The 19572-nt window shown below is 70.4% G+C and carries 21 protein-coding genes; 7 read left to right on the top strand and 14 right to left on the bottom strand.

Going from position 1 to position 19572, the window contains the following annotated elements:
- Positions 1-196 precede the first annotated feature (196 nt).
- A complete protein-coding gene (locus AC1DE0_RS06565) occupies positions 197-631 on the top strand; it encodes a DUF6299 family protein (RefSeq protein ID WP_478098435.1) in 435 nt (144 codons plus the stop codon).
- 138 nt (positions 632-769) lie between these two features.
- Here AC1DE0_RS06565 and rplI read toward each other — a convergent pair whose 3' ends face one another.
- From rplI to AC1DE0_RS06595, 6 genes are all read right to left on the bottom strand, one after another.
- Positions 770-1216, bottom strand: coding sequence for a 50S ribosomal protein L9 (gene rplI / locus AC1DE0_RS06570; RefSeq protein ID WP_442291024.1), 447 nt, complete (start codon positions 1214-1216; stop codon positions 770-772).
- A gap of 30 nt (positions 1217-1246) precedes the next feature.
- Entirely contained in the window at positions 1247-1483 is a 237-nt protein-coding gene (rpsR, locus tag AC1DE0_RS06575; RefSeq protein WP_013494395.1) for a 30S ribosomal protein S18, read from the bottom strand.
- Positions 1484-1596: 113 nt separating this feature from the next.
- Positions 1597-2214, bottom strand: a complete 618-nt coding sequence (locus tag AC1DE0_RS06580; RefSeq protein ID WP_478098437.1) for a single-stranded DNA-binding protein — start codon at positions 2212-2214, stop codon at positions 1597-1599.
- 60 nt (positions 2215-2274) lie between these two features.
- Positions 2275-2562, bottom strand: a complete 288-nt coding sequence (gene rpsF / locus AC1DE0_RS06585; protein ID WP_478098439.1) for a 30S ribosomal protein S6 — start codon at positions 2560-2562, stop codon at positions 2275-2277.
- 258 nt (positions 2563-2820) lie between these two features.
- Complete coding sequence (locus tag AC1DE0_RS06590) at positions 2821-4221, bottom strand: glycosyltransferase 87 family protein (RefSeq protein ID WP_478098441.1); 1401 nt, start codon at positions 4219-4221, stop codon at positions 2821-2823.
- Between the two features lie 48 nt (positions 4222-4269).
- Positions 4270-6558 carry a transglycosylase domain-containing protein gene (locus AC1DE0_RS06595; RefSeq protein ID WP_478098443.1) on the bottom strand — a complete coding sequence of 763 codons (2289 nt, stop codon included), beginning with the start codon at positions 6556-6558 and terminating at the stop codon, positions 4270-4272.
- Between the two features lie 296 nt (positions 6559-6854).
- On the opposite strand from AC1DE0_RS06595, the gene AC1DE0_RS06600 reads away from it, so the two are divergent.
- From AC1DE0_RS06600 to AC1DE0_RS06615, 4 genes are all read left to right on the top strand, one after another.
- Complete coding sequence (locus AC1DE0_RS06600; RefSeq protein ID WP_478098445.1) at positions 6855-7376, top strand: SigE family RNA polymerase sigma factor; 522 nt, start codon at positions 6855-6857, stop codon at positions 7374-7376.
- On the top strand, positions 7373-8458 hold the full coding sequence (locus AC1DE0_RS06605; RefSeq protein ID WP_478098447.1) for a hypothetical protein: 1086 nt from the start codon (positions 7373-7375) through the stop codon (positions 8456-8458). Before AC1DE0_RS06600 ends, AC1DE0_RS06605 begins: the two co-directional genes overlap by 4 nt.
- Before the next feature lie 188 nt (positions 8459-8646).
- The gene (locus AC1DE0_RS06610) at positions 8647-9306 is read left to right on the top strand and encodes a PadR family transcriptional regulator (protein ID WP_478098449.1); all 660 of its coding nucleotides are present in this window, start codon (positions 8647-8649) and stop codon (positions 9304-9306) included.
- Between the two features lie 3 nt (positions 9307-9309).
- Positions 9310-10401, top strand: coding sequence for an inositol-3-phosphate synthase (locus AC1DE0_RS06615; RefSeq protein WP_478098451.1), 1092 nt, complete (start codon positions 9310-9312; stop codon positions 10399-10401).
- A 137-nt stretch (positions 10402-10538) separates the two neighbouring features.
- Here the strand turns inward: AC1DE0_RS06615 and AC1DE0_RS06620 are convergent, their stop codons facing one another.
- The 3 genes from AC1DE0_RS06620 to AC1DE0_RS06630 all read right to left on the bottom strand — a co-directional run bounded on the left by AC1DE0_RS06620 (position 10539) and on the right by AC1DE0_RS06630 (position 12511).
- Entirely contained in the window at positions 10539-10808 is a 270-nt protein-coding gene (locus AC1DE0_RS06620; RefSeq protein ID WP_478098453.1) for a DUF805 domain-containing protein, read from the bottom strand.
- A 24-nt stretch (positions 10809-10832) separates the two neighbouring features.
- Entirely contained in the window at positions 10833-11720 is an 888-nt protein-coding gene (locus tag AC1DE0_RS06625) for a DUF4190 domain-containing protein (protein WP_478098455.1), read from the bottom strand.
- 107 nt (positions 11721-11827) lie between these two features.
- Entirely contained in the window at positions 11828-12511 is a 684-nt protein-coding gene (locus AC1DE0_RS06630; RefSeq protein WP_478098457.1) for a DedA family protein, read from the bottom strand.
- 173 nt (positions 12512-12684) lie between these two features.
- On the opposite strand from AC1DE0_RS06630, the gene AC1DE0_RS06635 reads away from it, so the two are divergent.
- Positions 12685-13323, top strand: a complete 639-nt coding sequence (locus tag AC1DE0_RS06635; RefSeq protein WP_478098458.1) for a peroxiredoxin — start codon at positions 12685-12687, stop codon at positions 13321-13323.
- Between the two features lie 20 nt (positions 13324-13343).
- Here AC1DE0_RS06635 and AC1DE0_RS06640 read toward each other — a convergent pair whose 3' ends face one another.
- On the bottom strand, positions 13344-14651 hold the full coding sequence (locus AC1DE0_RS06640; protein WP_478098459.1) for a S8 family peptidase: 1308 nt from the start codon (positions 14649-14651) through the stop codon (positions 13344-13346).
- 38 nt (positions 14652-14689) lie between these two features.
- Between AC1DE0_RS06640 and AC1DE0_RS06645 the strand changes: the two genes are divergently transcribed.
- Entirely contained in the window at positions 14690-17401 is a 2712-nt protein-coding gene (locus AC1DE0_RS06645) for a CHAT domain-containing protein (RefSeq protein WP_478098461.1), read from the top strand.
- A gap of 28 nt (positions 17402-17429) precedes the next feature.
- Here AC1DE0_RS06645 and AC1DE0_RS06650 read toward each other — a convergent pair whose 3' ends face one another.
- The 4 genes from AC1DE0_RS06650 to AC1DE0_RS06665 all read right to left on the bottom strand — a co-directional run bounded on the left by AC1DE0_RS06650 (position 17430) and on the right by AC1DE0_RS06665 (position 19355).
- Complete coding sequence (locus AC1DE0_RS06650) at positions 17430-17927, bottom strand: carboxypeptidase regulatory-like domain-containing protein (protein WP_478098463.1); 498 nt, start codon at positions 17925-17927, stop codon at positions 17430-17432.
- Positions 17924-18511, bottom strand: coding sequence for an RNA polymerase sigma factor (locus AC1DE0_RS06655; protein WP_478098465.1), 588 nt, complete (start codon positions 18509-18511; stop codon positions 17924-17926). Before AC1DE0_RS06655 ends, AC1DE0_RS06650 begins: the two co-directional genes overlap by 4 nt.
- A gap of 242 nt (positions 18512-18753) precedes the next feature.
- On the bottom strand, positions 18754-19029 hold the full coding sequence (locus tag AC1DE0_RS06660; protein WP_442291007.1) for a WXG100 family type VII secretion target: 276 nt from the start codon (positions 19027-19029) through the stop codon (positions 18754-18756).
- 50 nt (positions 19030-19079) lie between these two features.
- Positions 19080-19355, bottom strand: coding sequence for a WXG100 family type VII secretion target (locus tag AC1DE0_RS06665; RefSeq protein WP_082080755.1), 276 nt, complete (start codon positions 19353-19355; stop codon positions 19080-19082).
- Between the last annotated feature and the right edge of the window lie 217 nt (positions 19356-19572).

Genomic DNA, 19572 nt, shown 5'->3' on the forward strand with positions numbered 1-19572 from the left:
ACGACCCAGACGAGTGCCCACTTCCCGACGCAGGAAACTGAGCACTCGACTTGGAGGGGGGCGTCGGAGAATGAGCACTCGATGAGTGTGGGGCGGCGAAGAGTTTCTTGGAGTGGCTGACAACCAGGGCGCGCTTGCGTGGGTTCTAGGTGGCAGTGGCTCGACGAGCGAGCCCACCAGACAAGGGGATCCACACATGTCCGTCGCGCGCACCTGCACCGTTGTCGCCCTCACCGCCACCGCTGCCCTGACGACGACCGCGCTGGCGGTCGCCCCCGCCCACACGGGCGGGGCGCCCGTCCTCGGGACCGTCACCATCGACCGTGAGGCCAGGCTCGCGAACGGTCAGGTGACCCTGAGCGGCACCTACTCGTGCACCGTCCCCGACGCTGAGGTCACCTCCGGGCCGGGCACGATCGGGGTCGAGCTCGGCACCCGGTCCCGCGTCGCCTCGTCGGGCTCGGTCGCGGTCACGTGCGACGGGAGCTCGCGGACCTGGCGGATCACCGCGCCGGCCGGCTCGATGCACCCCGGACGCGTGTCGGTGTCGGGACACCTCGAGGTTCCGGACGCTGCCGGCAACACGCCGTGGAACCTGTTCGACGCGTCGGTGACGGTCCGCCGCGGCTGAGCTCGCACCCGCCACCCCGGGAGCCGAGCCGCGGCGGCCCGGCGCGGCTGACGACACGGCAGATGGCGAAGGGCCGGGACCCGCGTGACGCGGGTCCCGGCCCTTCGGCCGTGCTGGTGAGGTGCTGGTGAGCAGCGCTCAGGCGGGGACGACCTCGAACTTGAGGGTCGCCGCGACCTCGGGGTGCAGACGGACGGTCGCCTCGTAGGAGCCGAGCGTCTTGATGGCCTGCTTCACCTCGATCTTGCGCTTGTCGAGCTCGGGGCCACCGGCCGCCTTGACGGCAGCGGCGATGTCGCCGTTGCTGACGGCGCCGAAGAGACGACCCGACTGGCCGGACTTGGCCGGGACCTTCACCGAGGTGGCCTCGAGCTGGCCCTTGACACCCTTGGCCTGGTCGAGGTCCTTGATCGAGCGGACCTCACGGCCCTTCGTCAGGGCGTCGACCTGCTTCTGGCCACCCTTGGTCCAGGCGGTCGCGAGACCACGCGGGAGCAGGAAGTTGCGGCCGTAGCCGTCCTTGACCTCGACGATGTCGCCGGCCTCGCCGAGACCCGAGACCTCGTGCGTGAGAATGAGCTTCATGATGTTCTCCTGGTTCTCGAGCGGCTGGGCTCAGCGAGCCGAGCTCGAGTAGGGCAGCAGGGCCATCTCACGGGCGTTCTTGACGGCCGTGGCGATGAGACGCTGCTCCTGGACGGACACACCGGTCACACGACGCGCGCGGATCTTGCCGCGGTCGGAGATGAACTTGCGCAGGAGCGCGGTGTCCTTGTAGTCGATGTTCTCGACCTTCGCCGCCTTCAGCGGGTTGGCCTTCTTCTTGGGCTTGCGCACAACGGGCTTTGCCATCGTGGTGCTCTCCTTCTTGATGAGAGCCCGGGGTTCGTGCCCCGGGATGGTTCGTAACTACTGGGGTGTGCCGTCCGGCCCACKGGGCCGGACGACGATGCTGACCTGCTCGATCAGAAGGGGGGCTCGTCGTAGCTGGGAGCAGAGCCCCAGCCACCGCCCTGCTGGCCGCCCGAGGGCTGGGCCGCCGGCTGGCCGCCACCGGAGGACTGTCCCCAGCCACCCTGGTTGCCGCCACCCTGACCACCCTGGCCACCGGCGCTGCCACCGGTCGCCCACGGGTCGTCGGCCTGGCCGCCGGAGCCGCTGCCGGAGCCACCGCTCCAGCCGCCGCCCTGACCGCCCTGACCGCCACCGCCGCCACCACGCTGGGTCTTGTTGACCTTCGCGGTCGCGCTGCGCAGGGACGGGCCGATCTCGTCGACGTCCATCTCCACGACGGTGCGCTTCTCGCCCTCCTTGGTCTCGTAGGAACGAGACTTGAGGCGGCCGGACACGATCACGCGCATGCCACGCTGGAGCGACTCGGCGACGTTCTCTGCCGCGTCGCGCCACACCGAGCAGCGCATGAACAGCGTCTCGCCGTCCTTCCACTCATTGCTCTGGCGGTCGAACTGCCGCGGCGTCGAGGCCACGGTGAAGTTCGCGACCGCGGCACCGGACGGCGTGAAACGCAGCTCGGGGTCGGCGGTCAGGTTGCCGATGATCGTGATGACGGTGTCGCCTGCCATGCGTGGCTCCGTTCAGTCCTTCTTTGGGTGATCGAGCAGTTCAGTAACAGGTCGCTGGAATCAGGCGCCGGGGCGCAGCAGCTTGGTGCGCATGACCGTCTCGCTGAGGTTCAGCTGGCGGTCGAGCTCCTGGGCCGTGGCCGGCTCCGTCGACATCGTGACGACGACGTAGATGCCCTCGGACTTCTTCTTGATGTCGTAGGCAAGGCGGCGACGGCCCCAGATGTCGACGTTGTCGACGGTGCCGCCATCGTTCTTCACGACGGTGAGGAACTTGTCCATCGTCTTGTCGACGGTGCGCTCTTCGGTCTCCGGGTCGAGGATGACCATGAGTTCGTACTGACGCATGCTTCTAACCCACCTCCTCTGGTCTCGGCGGTCACGAGTCTCTCTCGTGACAGGAGGGTTGCATTCGTCCCGCCGTGGGCCTGGCCCCGCCTGGTCTTCCAGCCGGGTCCCAGCCTTGCAGAGGTCACCGACACCGGGTCGGCCACATCCACAGGCTGCAGGGCACACGACGAACTGGGCCAGAGTACCGGGCCACCCGGCATACGAAGAAATCGAACCGCCCAGAGCGCGGGTGCACCCGACCACCCACCCGAAGGCTCAGGAGAAGCGGACGATGAAGCGGTCCTCGGCGCCGGCCATCGGCCCCGCGAGGTCGTCGAGCTCCGAACCCGAACCAGCCCCCTGCCCCAGCTCCACGTCAGAGCCACCCCACCGCTCACGGGCGCGCAGCCACACGACGGCCACCAGCCACAGCACCGCGACGACGCGCAGCATCGAGAAGAACGCGTACCACTGCGGCGGCAGGCCTCGGTCGGGCACCGACGTCGCGGCGATGGTGAGCCAGACGGCAACGAAGTTCAGCGCCTCGGCGCCCGCCCAGACGAGGTGGTCGCGCCACTTCACGGCGCACCAGGCGACGAGTGGCAGCAGCCACAACGAGCTCTGCACCGTGAACGACTTGCCCGTGACGAGCACGATGCCGACCATCACGAGCGACACCTCGGCGAGGGCCGGTCGCCGAGCCGACGAGAGCGCCAGCACCGCGCCGACGAGCAGCGCGACCAACCAGCCGAGGACGGCGAGCGCGGTCACGGCGCCTTCGGGCAGCGGGTGGCCGGCGAGCTGGGGAAGCAGCCACGGGGAGCCGTAGCCGGCCGGCGCGGAGGCCCAGTCCCGGTACGGCGAGGCCGCGGCGCCACGGTTGAGCAGCCACGTCGCCGACAGCAGGGCGCCGAACGTCAGCAGCGCGTAGCCGGCCGTGCGGCCCGCCGCGCGCAGCCGGCCGGAGCGGACCCCGAGCAGCACGATCGCGACGACGATGAGCACCGGGTAGGAGCGGGCGCCGATGGCAAGGCCGAGCAGGACGCCCGCCAGGGTCGGGTTGCGTCGCGACCACGCCCACATGCCGGCGGTGGCGAGGGCGACGCCGAGCAGGTCGGCCGACACGAAGACGGCGAGGGCCGCCACCGGCGACACGGCCACCTGCGCGGCCGCGAAGGGACGCGCGACCGACGAGGCGACCAGCCAGACGACCGCCAGCAGCAGCAGGGTCAGCAGCACCGACCACAGCGCGAAGTACCAGGCGGCCCGCGTGCGCAGCGAGCCCCCGTCGGGGCCCAGGCTGGCGAGCGCCGTGAGCACGAGCCCGGTCACCGGCGGCTGGCCGGTGACGGGGGCCCCGTCGCCACCCTGCAGGTATGCCGCGAGGCCGGCCTTGACGTTCGCGTCGCGGTAGGCGGTCGGCAGGTCGGCGTAGCAGGCGCTCCAGAACTGGGTGTCGCCGGTGAACCCGGTGCGCAGGCACGGCGCGCGCAGCAGGATGCCGAGCCCCGCCGTGACCGCCGTCAGGGCGGAGAGCACGGCGGCCGTCAGCAGCCACGGCAGCTCGCGCGCGGCGGCGTACCGCCCGCGGGGGCCTCCGATGACCTCGGAGGCAGCCCGCACGACGGGGTCGTCGACGCCCTGGCCGTCGCGTCCGGTCGGGGCCACCCCGGTCATGCGCGCGCCAGCTCGGTCACGGGCGGGCCACCCCGGTCTCGGCCGACGTCACCCGCCGCCGCCTCCGCCGCCTCCGCCGCCTGCGCCGCCTCCACCACCACCGGCGCCCGGTTTGGTCGAGGTCTGGCCGGGCAACGGAATGGTGATCGTCGGTCGTTGCGTGGTCGTCGGCGGCGGCGTCGGCTTGCCGGTGCCGTTGGTCTTGGTCGGCTGCTGCGTGGTGGTCGGCGGCGCCGTCGTAGTGGTGGTGGTGGTGGTCGGCGCCTGGGTGGTGGTCGGCTGCTGGGTCGTGGTGGCCGGCGGCGGCGTGAAGGTCGGCGTCGGGGTCGGCACCTTGTCGTCGCCGACTCCGGCGCGCTGCGGGAACTCCTGGACCTCCATGTTGTCGGTGACGACCTTCATGAAGTCGAGCCAGATGTTCGCCGGGATGGTCGAACCGTCGTAGAGCGACGACTCCTGCGGGGTCAGCGTCTGGCTGCTCTTGCCGTCCGCCGTGGGCTTGTACATGCCCACCGACACGGCCAGCTGCGGGATGAAGCCGGAGAACCACTTCGACCGGTTCTCCTCCGAGGTGCCGGTCTTGCCGGCGACCGGGCGGTCCAGCGTGCGGCCGATCTTGGTCGCGGTGCCGCCCGGCTTGACCGTGTAGGTCATGGCGTCGGTGACGTCGGCCGTGACGTCCTGGTCGAACGCCCGCTTGACCTGGGGCTTCGCGGTGTAGGTGAAGTCCCCGGTCGAGGAGGTCACCTTCTTGACGAAGTAGGGCTTGCTGCGTACGCCTTGGGACGCGATGGTCGAGTAGGCCGAAGCCATGTCGATGACGTGGGGCGAGGCCGTGCCGAGGATGTTGGTGAGGTCGGTGCCGAGCCCCGGGGTCTGATCGGGGATGCCGGCGTCGATCGCGGCCTGCTTCGTCTTGGCCGGCGTGATCTGCTCGTTGAGGTTGACGAACGCGGTGTTGATCGAGCGCCCGATCATCCGGCGCATGTCGACCTTGCCGTACGAGGTGTCCTCGAAGTTGTTGATCTTGGTGCCGGCGATCGTCTGCGGGGTGTCGCCGTCGAACTTCGTCTTCGTCGAGACCCCCTCGCGCACCGCGGCCAGGACGCCGAACGGCTTGAAGTTGGAGCCGCCCTGCATGATCGCCTGCGTGGAGGTGTTGAGCTGGTCCTTCGCATAGTCGGGCCCGCCGTACATCGCGACCACCGCGCCGTCGCCGGGCTTGATCGCGACCAAGCCACCGGTGACCTGCTTCGGCAGGTTGTCCTTCATCGCCGCGACGGCAGCCGTCTGGGCCTTCTTGTCGATGGTCGTGACGATGCGCAGCCCGCCGTTGTCGATCTCGCGGTCGGTCAGGCCGGTCGTGAGCAGCTCACGCTTGACCTGGGCGGTGATGTAGCCGTTGGGACCTGACGCAGACTTGGAGCCCTTGTAGGGGAGGATCTTCGGCAGCTCGGTGCGCTGGTCACGGTCGGCGGCGCTGAGCCAGCCCTCCTCGACCATGCCATTGAGCACGTACGCGTAGCGCTTCTCGAGGTTGGCCTTGGCGCGGTCACCGTTGGCGGGGTCGTAGAGCGACGGCGCGTTGATGACCGACGCGAGCACGGCCCCCTCGGAGACGGTGAGCTTGCCGACGTCCTTGCCGAAGTACGCCTTCGCCGCGCTCTGGATGCCGTAGGCGCCGCGGCCGTAGTAGATGGTGTTGAGGTACTTCTCGAGGATCTCCTGCTTGGAGAGCTGGCCGTCGATCTTGACGGCGATCAGGATCTCCTTGGCCTTGCGGCTCAGGGTGCGGTCCTGGGTCAGGAAGTAGTTCTTGACGTACTGCTGGGTGATCGTGGAGCCACCGACCTGGGCCTCGCCGGTGACGCTGGTCTTCACGGCGCGCAGGATGCCCCCGACCGAGATGCCGTTGTTCTGGTAGAACGTGCGGTCCTCGGCGGCGATGTGGGCGTCCTGGACGTACTTGGGCACGCGGTTCAGCTTCACCGACTCGCGGTTGCCGTCCTGGACGGCGATGCGGTCGAGCTCGGTCTTGCCGTCGGAGTAGTAGACGATCGAGACCTGCTTGTTGGCAAGGTCGTTCGGCTGCGGGATCGCGGTCTGGTTGTAGGCGATGACGACACCGATGGTGCCGAGCACGAGCAGCACGCCGGCGGCGATCGAGCCCCACTTCAAGGTGCCGAGCGCCCACTTCTTCCAGCCGGTGCGGCCCTCGCCCTCGTGGCCCCCGGAGGAGCCGGCGCCGCCGTCGCGGCCTCCGTCACCCCGACGGCCTCCGCGGCCGCCACCGTTGCCCAGCTGGGCAGCGCGGACCTCCCGCCTGCTCTGCGTCACAACCTGCTCCGTTCACTGATGAGGCCCGAGAGATCCTCCCGAGCCGCCTCCCAGTATGACCCGACGGATGCCCTCACGCCCAAAACGAAGGGTGTGGCACACACGACCCTCACACGGTGCTCACAGACGACGGACGACACCCGCCGGATGCCGAACACGACATACCGGGCGCCCGTGCAACCTTTCCGTGGGGCCGACAGGTCCAACAGGATGTGACGACGACAACGCACACAGGGCCGGGGACGGGCGAAGCGCCCCCACCCCCGCTGACGGTGCCGATGACACGGGGAGGCACGGTGGACCACGCCTCCTTCGACGACTTCGTGGCCAGCCGGTCCACGCGACTGCTGCGCACGGCATACCTGCTCACGCACGACCGGGCCCTGGCCGAGGACCTCGTGCAGACCGCCCTGTCGAAGGCGTGGTTCGCCTGGGGCCGCATCGAGGGCCAGCCGGAGGCGTACGTCCGCCGGATCATGGTCAACACGTACTCGAGCTGGTGGCGGCGCCGCTGGAACGGCGAGGAGGCGACCGCCGACCTGCCGGAGCGTCACGCAGAGGGCCGCCGCCCCGACGACGTACGCGTCGACGAGCGCACCGACCTGTGGCGCGCGCTCGAGCGCCTCCCCAAGCGGCAGCGCGCGGTCGTCGTGCTCCGCTTCTACGAGGACCTCTCCGAGGCCGAGACCGCCGAGATCATGCAGTGCTCGGTCGGCACCGTGAAGAGCCAGGCGAGCCGGGCGCTCGCCAAGCTCCGCATCGACCCAAGCCTGCGCCCGGCCTCCCATGACGAACGCGACGAGGAGCGTGCCCGATGAACCTCACCGACCTCCGCGAGGAGCTGTCCACCCACGCCGACGACCTCGGTCCCTCCCCCGACCTGCGGGCCGGCGTCGCCGCCCGGGTCAGGCGGACGAAGCGCCGCCGGACCACTACTGCCGGCGCGGGAGCCGCCCTCGCCGTCGCTGCCCTCGCCGTCGGGGTCATGACGAGCGTGGGGCGACCGGCACCGTCAGTGCCCGCCGGTACGCCGTCGAGCGCGGCACCGATGCTGGGCGCGGACGGCATGCCGTTCCGCACCGTCCCCGATGCTCCCGGCGACGTCGTCAAGGCCGGCCTGCGGTTCCGCGAGCAGGTCGCTGACGACCGCCTCGCTGCCGGCATCATCGGAGACCTCGGTCAGAACTCCCTCGCCCTGAGCTGGACCCCCACCACGACCCACGTCTCCTACGCGGCCGAGTGCTACCTGCCCGGCGCCACGCCGGACCTCGTCAAGTCCCTGCGTGTGCGGGTCGACTTCGGCGCCGCCGGGTTCTTCGCGACCGGCTGCAGCCCACAGGCGGCCGAGACCGGCGACCTGCCCGCGGGCGGCGCCACCCCGGGCGAGCCGGGCAAGGGAGACCCGAACCTGACTGTGGGCAAGCCAGCCTCGGTACGGGTGCAGCTCGTGGACGGCGCGGGGCGACTCGTGACGCGCTCGGATGCCCGCATCGTCGGCGCCGTCTACGAGCTCGGCCTCGAGACACCGATCCAGGATGCCTCGGGCAAGGTGGTCGCCGTCGTCCCGGACGCCATCGAGCACCAGGGGTACACCTATTCGCAGGTGCGCATGAGCGTTGCTCCGCTGCGGGGATGGGAGGACGTCACGGTCGGAGTGGACCCGGGGGCGGCGATGGTCGCCTGGGGCTCGGCCGGCGACGGGCTCACCGGCATCGACACCCCTGACGGGTCAGGCATGCGGCTGGCCCGCTTCCCCGGCGAGAGCCAGGCCCGCGGCTACGGGTCGTGGGGCACCACGTTCCTACCGGCCGACTCGACACTGTGGGTGACCCTCTCGGCTCAGGGCAAGCACCCTGACCACGGCGTGGGCTTCGTCGCGGTCTACGCCGTCGCTCCCTGACCCACGACCATCGAGAGAGCAGTCCGTCCCCCGAGGCGTCACCGCGGCACTCACGCACACCGGGACGGACTGCTCTCTCGATTGCACACACACCGGGACGGACTGGTCTCTCGATCAAGATTCCGCCTTGGGTGGCCATATGTCATGCGAATGTATCGCTGCGATATATCCGCGTGTAGTCTTGACGGGTGCCCAAGCCCGACCGTCCTCAGAGCCGCCGCGCCGCGCTGCTCGAGTTCGCCGTGCTCGGCCTGCTCCACGACGGTCCCCTGCACGGCTACGAGCTGCGCAAGCGGCTCACCACCGCGCTCGGCATCTTCCGGGCGCTCAGCTACGGCTCGCTCTACCCCGCGCTCAAGCACCTCGTCGACGCCGGCTGGATCCACGAGACCGAGGAGCCGCACGCGACCCGCACCGGCACCTCGAAGCGCCCCCGCATCACCTACGAGCTGACGCCCGAGGGCAAGGAGCACTTCCAGGGCCTCGTCGCCGCCAGCGGCCCCGACGCCTGGGACGACGACGACTTCGACGTCCGCTTCGCGTTCTTCTCCCGCACCGAGGCTCAGGTACGCCTGCGCATCCTCGAGGGCCGGCGCTCGCGTCTCGAGGAGCGCCTCGCCAACGTGCGCGAGGTCAGCACCCGCAACCGCGAGCGCATGGACAGCTACACCCTCGCCCTCCAGCAGTACGGCGAGGAGCGGGCCGAGCGCGAGGTGCGCTGGCTCGAGGAGCTCATCGTCGCCGAGCGTCGGGCGGCCCTCGACCCCGGGCCCACGGCATACGACGACAGCACCGACATCACCCGCACCGACCTCACCCAGCGCAAGACCACCAACAACAAGGAGTGATCCATGGGATCCGTACGCGTCGCCATCGTCGGCGTCGGCAACTGCGCGAGCTCGCTCGTGCAGGGCGTCGAGTACTACAAGGACGCTGACGCCACCACCGGCGTCCCCGGCCTCATGCACGTCAAGTTCGGCGACTACCACGTCTCTGACGTCGAGTTCGTCGCCGCGTTCGACGTCGACGACAAGAAGGTCGGCAAGGACCTCTCCGAGGCCATCAACGCCTCCGAGAACAACACGATCAAGATCGCCGACGTGCCCACCACGGGCGTCACGGTGCTGCGCGGCCACACGCTCGACGGCCTCGGCAAGTACTACAAGCTGACGATCGACGAGTCGGGCGCCGAGCCCGTCGACGTCGTCCAGACGCTCAAGGACGCGAAGGTCGACGTGCTCGTCTCCTACCTCCCGGTGGGCTCCGAGCAGGCCGACAAGTTCTACGCCCAGTGCGCCATCGACGCGGGCGTCGCCTTCGTCAACGCGCTGCCCGTCTTCATCGCGTCCGACCCCGAGTGGGCCGCGAAGTTCGAGGCCGCCGGCGTGCCGATCATCGGCGACGACATCAAGAGCCAGGTCGGCGCGACGATCACGCACCGCGTCATGGCCAAGCTGTTCGAGGACCGCGGCGTCGTGCTCGACCGCACGTACCAGCTCAACGTCGGCGGCAACATGGACTTCAAGAACATGCTCGAGCGCGAGCGCCTCGAGTCCAAGAAGGTCTCGAAGACGCAGGCCGTCACGAGCAACCTGACCGGCCCGCTCTCGGGTCTCGTCGACAGCAAGAACGTGCACATCGGCCCGTCCGACTACGTCGCCTGGCTCGACGACCGCAAGTGGGCCTACGTCCGCCTCGAGGGTCGCGCCTTCGGTGACGTGCCGCTGAACCTCGAGTACAAGCTCGAGGTCTGGGACTCCCCCAACTCGGCCGGCATCATCATCGACGCCATCCGTGCGGCGAAGATCGCCAAGGACCGTGGCATCGGCGGCGCCCTGCTGTCCGCCTCGTCCTACCTGATGAAGTCCCCGCCGGAGCAGCGCCCGGACGACCTCGGTCGCGCCAAGCTCGAGGCCTTCATCGCGGGCGCCGAGGAGCGCTGACCTCCGGTCACCTCATGCTGAGCCGGGCGTGGGTGCCGAGCGCGGGCTCGCGAGCGTCCCCACCCGCCATTCCGGAGTATGCCGTGAGGCCCCCTTCCAGCCGGAAGGGGGCCTCACGCGTACGTCCGGGCGAAGCGTCAGTTGAGGACGGGAACCTCGCCCGCGCCGATGGCCTTGGGCGACGGGCCGTACGCGTTGTCACCGTGGCTGTCCTGGGCCAGGCACACGATCAGGATGATCGCGCCGACGAGCGGGATGAGGCCGATGAAGATCCACCAGCCCGAGCGGCTCGTGTCGTGCGACCGACGGACGGCCACCGCGAGGTTCGGCAGGAAGAGCGCGACGGCAAGGACGATGGCGAGGATGCCGACCTGTCCGGGCGCGGTGCCCATCGCCCGGTCGATCATGTTGACGATGACGCCGGCCGACGGCTACTTCAGGGCGGAGCCGGTCGTCGTGCCCTTGGGGGCGTCGACGACGCAGATGATCTCGCGGTTGCCGCGCCAGGAGAACGCGTCCTGCGGGTAGATGAAGGACGGGCGGAGCTCGTCGTAGGCCCGGTCGGTGATGAGCGGGTCGGCCTTGTCGGTGCAGCCCTTCTCTGCGGCCGCGACGACCTTGTCCTCACCGGGATACGGACCTGAAGGCATCGCGAAGATCGTCACGACCTGGCTCTCGTGGGGCGACGCGCACGGCAGGATCGTGACGCTGTCGACCTCCGTGCGACCGGCACCCGAGAAGCAGTCGCCGGCCTTGAGGTCTTCGACGAAGGCGTCGGACGTCCGGGTGACCGTTCCTGCCGTGTTGCGCACGGGCTCGTCGGTGAGCACGCCGACGACGACGAGCGCGACCCAGCCGAGCAGCGAGAGCACCCCGAGCACGATGCCTGCGACTGCCAGGCCACGCCCTCGCTGGACCCGTTGCTTCAGCTGGTTCAGGGCGACGGCTCCGAGCACGATCGCCACGACGGCCGCGATGGGGAAGATGCCGATGATGCCGCAGCACAGCGCCGCGATCGCCAGACCGTTGGTGCCCGGCATCGGCGTCGGCTGGTAGGCCGGGACGCCTGGGCCGGGGACGCCCGGCCCCGGCGGGGCCGGGAACAGCGGATAGGCCGGACTCGGCGTGGTCGGCGCGCTGGGCGTGGTCGGCGCGCCCGACGGGCCGGGCGTGGACCAGACGGAAGGCAGGACGGGCGGCCGCGCCGGCACGGGCTCAGTGGCGGGGCCGGGGGAGTCCGCAGCAGTCCGGACGGGCGAGGCGTCAGTGTCCGGGTTCGGCTGTGGCGGTCCGCTCGGCGGCGGCAGTTCGGCGGTCACGCCGTGGAGCATGACACGCGGAAACGGCCGAACGAGCCTCAACGCGGTCACGGCGCCGGATCGTGATCCATCGGTCATCCGACGGCACGCATCAGGCGGTGGCCGCCTCAGCCGCTCGACGGCATACGCGAGGTGCTGTCGGCTGAGTCCGTCGACTCGGGCGACTCGGGTGACTCCTCCTCACCGCGGTGGCGGCGCACCTGCCAGACGACGAGGGCGACCACGACGACGAGCGCGACGACGACGGCCGCGCCACGGCCGAGCCAGGTCTCGACACGCGCGTAGGACTGGCCGGCGAGGTAGCCGGCCGTGACGACGACGCTGCCCCAGGCGATTCCGCCGGCGGCGTTCCAGGCCAGAAAGGTCGGGTAGTGCATCTTCGACATGCCCGCGAGCGCCGGCATGACCGCCCGGAAGAACGCCGTCCAGCGCCCGAGGAAGACGGCCGCACCACCACGGCGGCCGAGGAAGTCCTGGGCGCGCTCGATCCGGTGCCGGTGCCGGTCGAACGCCCCGAGCTGCACGACCCGTCCGCCGAGGTGCCGGCCGACCTCGAAACCGACGCTGTCGCCGACGATGGCGGCCACCACGACGACGATGAGCACCGCGGCCAGCGGCACGTGGTCGATCGAGGCCGCCACGCCTCCGAGGATGGCGACGGTCTCGCCGGGCACGACGAAGCCGACGAAGAGCGCGTCCTCGACGAAGACGACGGTTCCGACGACAAGGAGCACGAGCCAGACGGGGGCGTGGAGCACCTGGTTCGTGATGGAGTCGAGCAAGGCGCTCACGGAAGGCTCCTCGGGGCGGCGACAAGGGTGGCAGCAGTCTTGGCCGCAAGTCTGGACGTTCCCTGAGTGCGCGTCACGATATTTGGACACCCATAACGCAACGCATGGTTCTGTGGTCAGAATGGCTCGCAGACCGGAGCGCGACGTGCGCCCGACCCGCGAGAGGACGAGCCATGGCAACACCGCGACTGGGCGAGACCGCCCCCGACTTCGACGCCACGACGACCGAGGGCCCGATCAGCTTCCACGAGTGGAAGGCCGACAGCTGGGCCGTGCTCTTCAGCCACCCCGCCGACTTCACGCCCGTCTGCACGACCGAGCTCGGCCGCGTCGCCGCCCTCAAGGACGAGTGGGACGCCCGCGGCGTCAAGGTGCTCGCCGTCTCCGTCGACCCCGTCGAGCAGCACGACGCCTGGAAGAGCGACATCGAAGAGGTCGGCGGCGCTCCGGTCGGCTACCCGATCATCGCCGACGACTCGCGCCAGGTCTCGGAGCTCTACGACATGATCCACCCCGGTGAGGGTGACACCTCGGGTGTGCGCTCGGTGTTCGTCATCGACCCGAAGCACACGGTGCGCCTCAGCCTGACCTACCCGAAGAGCGTCGGCCGCAACTTCGACGAGATCCTGCGCGCCGTCGACGCGCTGCAGGTCACCGACAGCGGCCCGTTCTCGACGCCGGCCGACTGGCAGGACGGTCAGCGCGTCATCGTCGCCCCCACGCTGTCGACCGCCGACGCCCGCGAGCGCTTCGGCGACGACGCGGTCGAGGAGGTGAAGCCGTACCTGCGCTTCACCTCCGTCCCCGCCTGAGTCAGGTCCGCCACCCGGCGTCAGGGCTGGGTGGCGGCCCGGGAGTCCCTCAGTCGCGCGCTCAGACCTGCCCCAGCGTCGGCCTGGGCGATCGCCTTGACCTCGTCCCACGTCGGGCGTGCCTGTCCTCCGGTCCTCGACATCCGTGCCGCGATCAGGCCTGCCACCATCGGGGTCGCGAAGGACGTGCCGCTCCACATGGCCATGCCGTTGGTGAACGTCGCGGGGGGCTTGGCGTCTTCGGGTGGCTCCTGGTAGGTGTACGTGCCGTTCGGATACGCGTTGACGACGTCTGTGCCGAGGGCGTAGACGTCGACCCACTCGCCACGGTTGGAGTAGCCAGCGAGGGTGTCGTGGTCGTCGTCGAGTGCACCGACGCCCACGGCCCAGTCGAAGGCGGCCGGCCAGAACCTGCCCTCGTCGCCGTCGTTGCCGGCCGCGCAGACGAAGAGGGTCTTGTCGCCCCGCTGCTGCAGGTACTGGTCGTAGAACATCTCGAACGACTTGAGCGGTCTGTTGGCGCGGGTGCGCGTGCCGCCGGAGAAGCTGATGACATGAGGGTCGAAGGCGAGCGCGTCGACGAGCTGGTCGATCATGTCGCTCTCGAACACCGTGCCGCCCATCGTGGTGACCGACTCGACCTTGACGTCGGCTTCCGGGGCGTACGCGCGCACGACGCCCGCGATGAATGTGCCGTGACCGGCGTAGTGGCCGATGTTGGGCGGTTCGTCGTCACCCGTGACCCCCTCGAGCCACGGGTGGGCCCGGACCACCCGTGGCAACCGGCCCGTGTCGACGACGGAGACGCGGATGTTCTTCCCCGTGGCGGCCTGGTCGGTGTTGCGCTGGAGTGGCTCGGTGGCCGTGGTCGGCTGGGGTTCGGTGGCCCCGCACCATGTCGTGCACACGTGCAGCAGGTAGTCCGGCGTGACCGCGCCCGGGCGCACCGCCTGGTCGAGCTCGTCGAGCAGCTCGCCCAGGTCTTGTCCCGGAGCCAGGTCGACGTCGAAGCGGTGGAGCCGGTCGAGCTTGGTGTTCTTGCGCTGGCTCTGCGGCGGCGGGGTGCGTTTCAGATGGTCGTAGACGGCGGGCACGTCGTCGACGTCGGTGAGCAACCTGCGGCGCCAAATGTAGTCGACGGTGCCGTCGGGCCCCCGGTGCACGTCGACGCGGTCGCGTCCGACCACGTCGAGGATCTTCTCGACCTGGACGTCGGACCGCTGCTGCACCATCTCCTGCTTCCAGGGGCGCCACCAGTGGTCGCGACCCTGCTGCCCCTGATCCCCCTTCCCACCGTTGCCGTTGCTGCGATCATCGCGGGTATTCACCAAAGACCTCCCAGGGGACGCAGACACAGGTGTGTGCCATGAAAGCCGAACAGGCTGCAGACGACGCGGGCGTCGCCGGTGATACACCGACCCTCCGCCGCCACGCCGACCAGTTGCTACCTCTCGCAATATCGCAGCCCGACGAGGCCGCCGCCTCGGCTTTCGCGATCCTCGAGGGGCATCCCGACCACCGCGAGCGCTCATTGGCCCACCACGCCATTGCCATCGTCGAGCGCGACCGGGGACGCACCGACGTCGCACTCCACCACGCCCGGTCTGCGGTGCGCGCGGCGCGACTGGCAGGCCCCGACCGCGAGGCGGAGGTGCGCGCCACCTTCGGCACGATCCTGCTCTTCGCCGGGCGCACCTCGACGGGCCTGTCCCAGCTCGAGCGGGCCCTGGCCCTCAGCACGGGCGACGCACGGCACCGGGTGCTGCACCTGCGCGGCTGCACCTTCGGCCTGCTCGGACGCTACGACGACGCCGTTCATGACCTGACCGCCGCCGCGGACCTCAGCCACCGGGCAGGCGACAAGCTCTGGGAGGGAAGGGCGCTCGGTTCTCGCGGCGACGTGCGTCGAGCGATGGGTGACTCGACCGGCTCGAGCCTGGACTACGCGGCGGCCGAGGCCGTCCACCTCGAGATCGGCGAGGTGCTCGAGGCGACGATGTCGGCCCGCAACCGCGCCCTGGTCGCCCTCCAGCGAGGCGACGTCGTCTTCGCCCTGACCCTGATGGAGCAGGCCGAGGAGCGCTACCGCCTCGCCGGCGTCGACCCGGTCGAGCAGCTCGTCGACCATGCCGAGGCCCTGCTGACCGCCCGCCTCGCCAGTGAGGCGCAGACGATGCTCGACGCCGCCCTCGCCCGCGACGACCTGGCGCCCGTGTGGAGGGGCGACCTGCTCCTCGCCTCCTCGCGCGCCGCCATGCTCCAGGAGGAGTGGGGGCTGGCGGTGGAGCGGGCCCGCGCCGCGGAGGCGACGTTCCGCTTGCACCGGCGCCACCGCTGGGCCGCCCGTTCGAACCTGCTCGCCATCGAGGCCGCGTATGCCGCCGAGCAGCACGCGCGTGAGTCTGCCGCGGGCGTCAGCGCCCTCCCCCGCCCCTCCCTGCCCGACCTGTTGACGCGCGCGCAGGCCCTCGTGCGCGCCCTTCGCCGCATGGACGACCCGGCCGTTCCCGAGGCGCTGCTGCTGCTGGCCCAGCTCGCCGGCGACACCGGCCACCTCCGGATGCGCTCCAACGCTCTGCACGAGGCGGCGGCCCGCCGCCACGACGGGGCCCCTCTACCCAGGGCCGCCGCCTGGCTGGCCCGCGCCATGCTCGCCGAGCAGGTCGGCGATCGGCGCGGCCTGCGGCACGCGTGCCGGCGCGGTCTCGATGCCGTGGACGAGCACCGCTCCCTCATCGGCGACCTCGAGCTGCGTGCGCTCGCGACCGGCTACGGGCTCGAGCTCGTGTCCATCGCGATCGACGACGCCGAACGTGCGAACGACGCCCGGGCCGTGCTGTGGTGGGCGGACCGCTGGAGGGCTACCTCGCTGACCTCGGCCTCGGTGCGACCACCCGACGACGAGGTGCTCGCCACCCAGGTGTCCGCGCTGCGCGACGTCACCCGCCGGCTCGCGATCCAAGGGGAGGAGGCGCACCTGGTGCGCGAGCGGTCACGACTCGAGTCGAATGTGCGACACCGCTACCGGCACCTGCGTGCGGAGAGCGCGGAAAGCGCCGGTCCGGACCTCGGCCACCTGGGTGAACTGCTGGGCGAGACGACTCTCGTCTACATCGCCGTGGTCCGCGGCATGGTGCACACGATCACCGTCGCCGACGGGCGCGCCCGGCTGCGCCGCCTGGGCGACCTCACCTCGGCCGACCGGGAGGCGTCGTACGCGCGCTTCGCCCTGCGTCGTGCGGCACACGGCCGGGTGGTGGACGTCGAGCTCACCGGACGCCAGCTGCAGGACGCCCTGCTCGGCGACCCGGACCCGGCGTGGAGCCGGCCCTCGGTGCTCATCTCGCCGGCAGCCGGCCTGCTCACGGTGCCGTTCGGGCTGATGCCCGTCTTCCGCGACTCGACCTTCGTCGTCACCCCGTCGCTCGCCCTCTGGGCACGCGCGCGGGAGGCGCCACACGACGATGCCGGAAGGGACGATGCCGGCCGGAGTCATGCCGACTGGAGTCACGGCGGCCCTGTCGAAGACGGCCACGTCGCGCTCGTCACCGGCCCCGGGCTCAGCACCGAGCAGCGCGAGGTCACCGAGCTGCGACAACTGCATTCCGAGGCCACCGTGCTCGGCGGCGACGCGGCGACCGTCGACCGCACGCTCGAGGTGCTCGAGGGGGCACACCTGGCCCACCTCGCCGCCCATGGCGACTTCCGTGGGGATGCGCCGCTCTTCTCCTCGCTCATGCTCGCCGACGGGCCCCTCATGGTGCACGACCTCGACCGGCTGAGACGACCCCCGAGATCGGTGGTCCTGTCGGCCTGCGACTCCGGCGGCGTGCACCCCATCGGGGCCGACGAGGCGCTGGGCCTCGTGTCGAGCCTGCTCGCGATCGGCACGCGCTCCGTCGTGGCCAGCGTCAACCCGGTCAACGACGTCGCCACCGCCCGCATCATGAAGGACGTGCACCGGGCCGTCGCCTCGGGCTGCTCCCTCGCCGAGGGACTGCGCGCGGCCCGCGTCGCCTCGTCCACGCATCCCCTGCTCGCCGCCACGGCGGCGTCGTTCACCGTGTGGGGAAGCTGACCCCCGCACTCGGGCCGAGGCGCTGGCGTCAGCGGCAGTCGAACCAGGGCGTCCGCATCGGCTGCTCGTCGCCTCGGGCGAGCACGAGGCGAGCCAGCCCGACCGGCACCCGCTCGAAGGCGAAACGACCCGCGTCGAGGGTCTGGGTCGTCGATGACGCAGACGTCTCGAGGGAGACGCGGCACTCTCCGGCATACGGCCGGTCACCAGCCATGACGACGCCGATCACGCGGGAGAACTCTCCGCGGCGGGCCACCTCGAGCTCGACCGAGATCTCGCCGAGCTCGAAGACCACGATGTGCGACGCAGTGGCGGAGCCGTTGTCGCGCACCGCGGCGCCGGCGTCGGCGCCGAACGACACGAGCGACATGAGCAGCGTGTCGACCCGGTGGAGGTCGAAGGCGGCCCTGCCGAGCTCGACCACCTCGTCGGGGACGGGGTCGACCACGGCCGCGATGCGGCCCAGCCGGTCGAGCAGCTCGAGGTCCTCCGGGTGGAGGTCGGGGTGGGTGTCAGGCGAGCTCACGAGGATCGCCCCCCTCGGTCGAAGATGTAGTCGCCGCTGCCGACGAGGTCTCGGAGCTTGTCGAGGCAGCGCATCCGCGTCGGGCCGATCGAGCCGATCGACATCCCGAGCGCCTCGGCGATCGCCTTGTAGTTCGGGCGGTCGCTTGCCATGAGCGCCCGCAGCAGCACCTGGCAACGGTCCGAGAGACGGCCGAGGCAGGCCCACAGCTGCGCGTCGCGCTCGTCGTCGAGGAGGGTCGCATCGAGCGCGCGCACCTGCTCGTCGACGACGTTCGTCGCGAGGTCGTCATCGCGCACCAGGTGCTCGCGGCCCTTCTTGCGCAGGACGGCGAGGCACTCGTAGCGAGCCGTCGTCGCGAGCCAGCCCGCCAGGGCCTCGGGCTGCGCGATGTCGTCGAGGTGGTCGAGGAGCTTGAGCCACGTGTTCTGCACGACGTCGGCGGCGTCCTCCTGGCCGAGCCGGTGGCCGCGGGCCACGGCCCAGAGCAGCGAGGCGAAGCGGTCGACGACGGCGTTCCACGCGGCGGCGTCGCCTCGGGAGGCGCGGGCGAGCAGCTCGGTGAGCTCACCGGGTTCGCCCATGCCTCGCCCCCTCTCTGGGTGCTCAGTCTAGGTGTCACCCCCCGCAGACGTCAGTGACAACCCGTTTGATACGTCGGCCGGCGCCGGGCGGATGTTTCCCGTGAAACGTCACTGGGCCCGACGGCATACCTCCTCGGGCCGTCGGCACAGGGGTGGGACACGACGAAGGGCGGCCGCTCCCCCCGCGGGAACGGCCACCCTTCGTGCGGCGCTGCGGAGCCGGGCTCACGCAGCGGCCGGGCTCACTTCGACGACGTCTGCTTCTGCGTCTCGGCGTTGGTCTTGCACTTCTTGCCCATCGCGTCGAGCTTGTCGCCGGCGGCCGACACGACCTGGCGCTGGCCGTGCCAGTCGCTCTGGAACTGCTCGGCGTCGGTGCCGCCCCAGTTGCTCTTGATCGTGGAGACGGCGCCGTTGACGGCCTCGACGATGCCGTCGAGCTCGCCCTTGTAGCCGGTCAGCTTGTCGCCCGACGCGGACACCGCGTCGGCGTTCATGCCCTTCTTGTAAACAGCCATGTCAGTTCCCCTTCAGAAGTCTGCGTTGATGGTGGGTGAGAGAAGTTCGGTCAGTACTGCGACGAGGTCGAGCGCTGCTGCTGGACCTCGCGGTCGATCGTCGACTTCATCTCGGTGAGCAGCTTCTGGGCCTTCTGGAGCTCGGGACGGTGCGTGCCGGTCCACTCCTGCTCGAACTGCTTGGAGTCGTCACCCTGCCAGTTCTGCTTCAGGGACTCGACCTCCTGGTCGACCTTCGTGATGAGCTTCTGGATGGCCTCCGCCTGCTGCTGCAGGACGTTGCCCTGGGCGTTGACCTCATCGTCGTTCATACCGAGCCAAGCCATGACCTTCTCCTTTGCCTGTGTTCCCCCGACTGATTCGGGAAGTTCTCTTCCGGACCAACCGTTCAGGCCCGCGCCTTGCGTAACTTCTCGACGTCCGCACCCTTTGTCTGAAGGGCGGCTTTCGTCGACATGCAGAAACCTATGTCAGCCCCCAAGGGGTGTCGATGGGGAGGACTCCCCATGACCTCCCCGGCCTGCGCACCACTGCTTGCGTATG

It is taken from the genome of Terrabacter sp. 05T424, assembly GCF_056396225.1.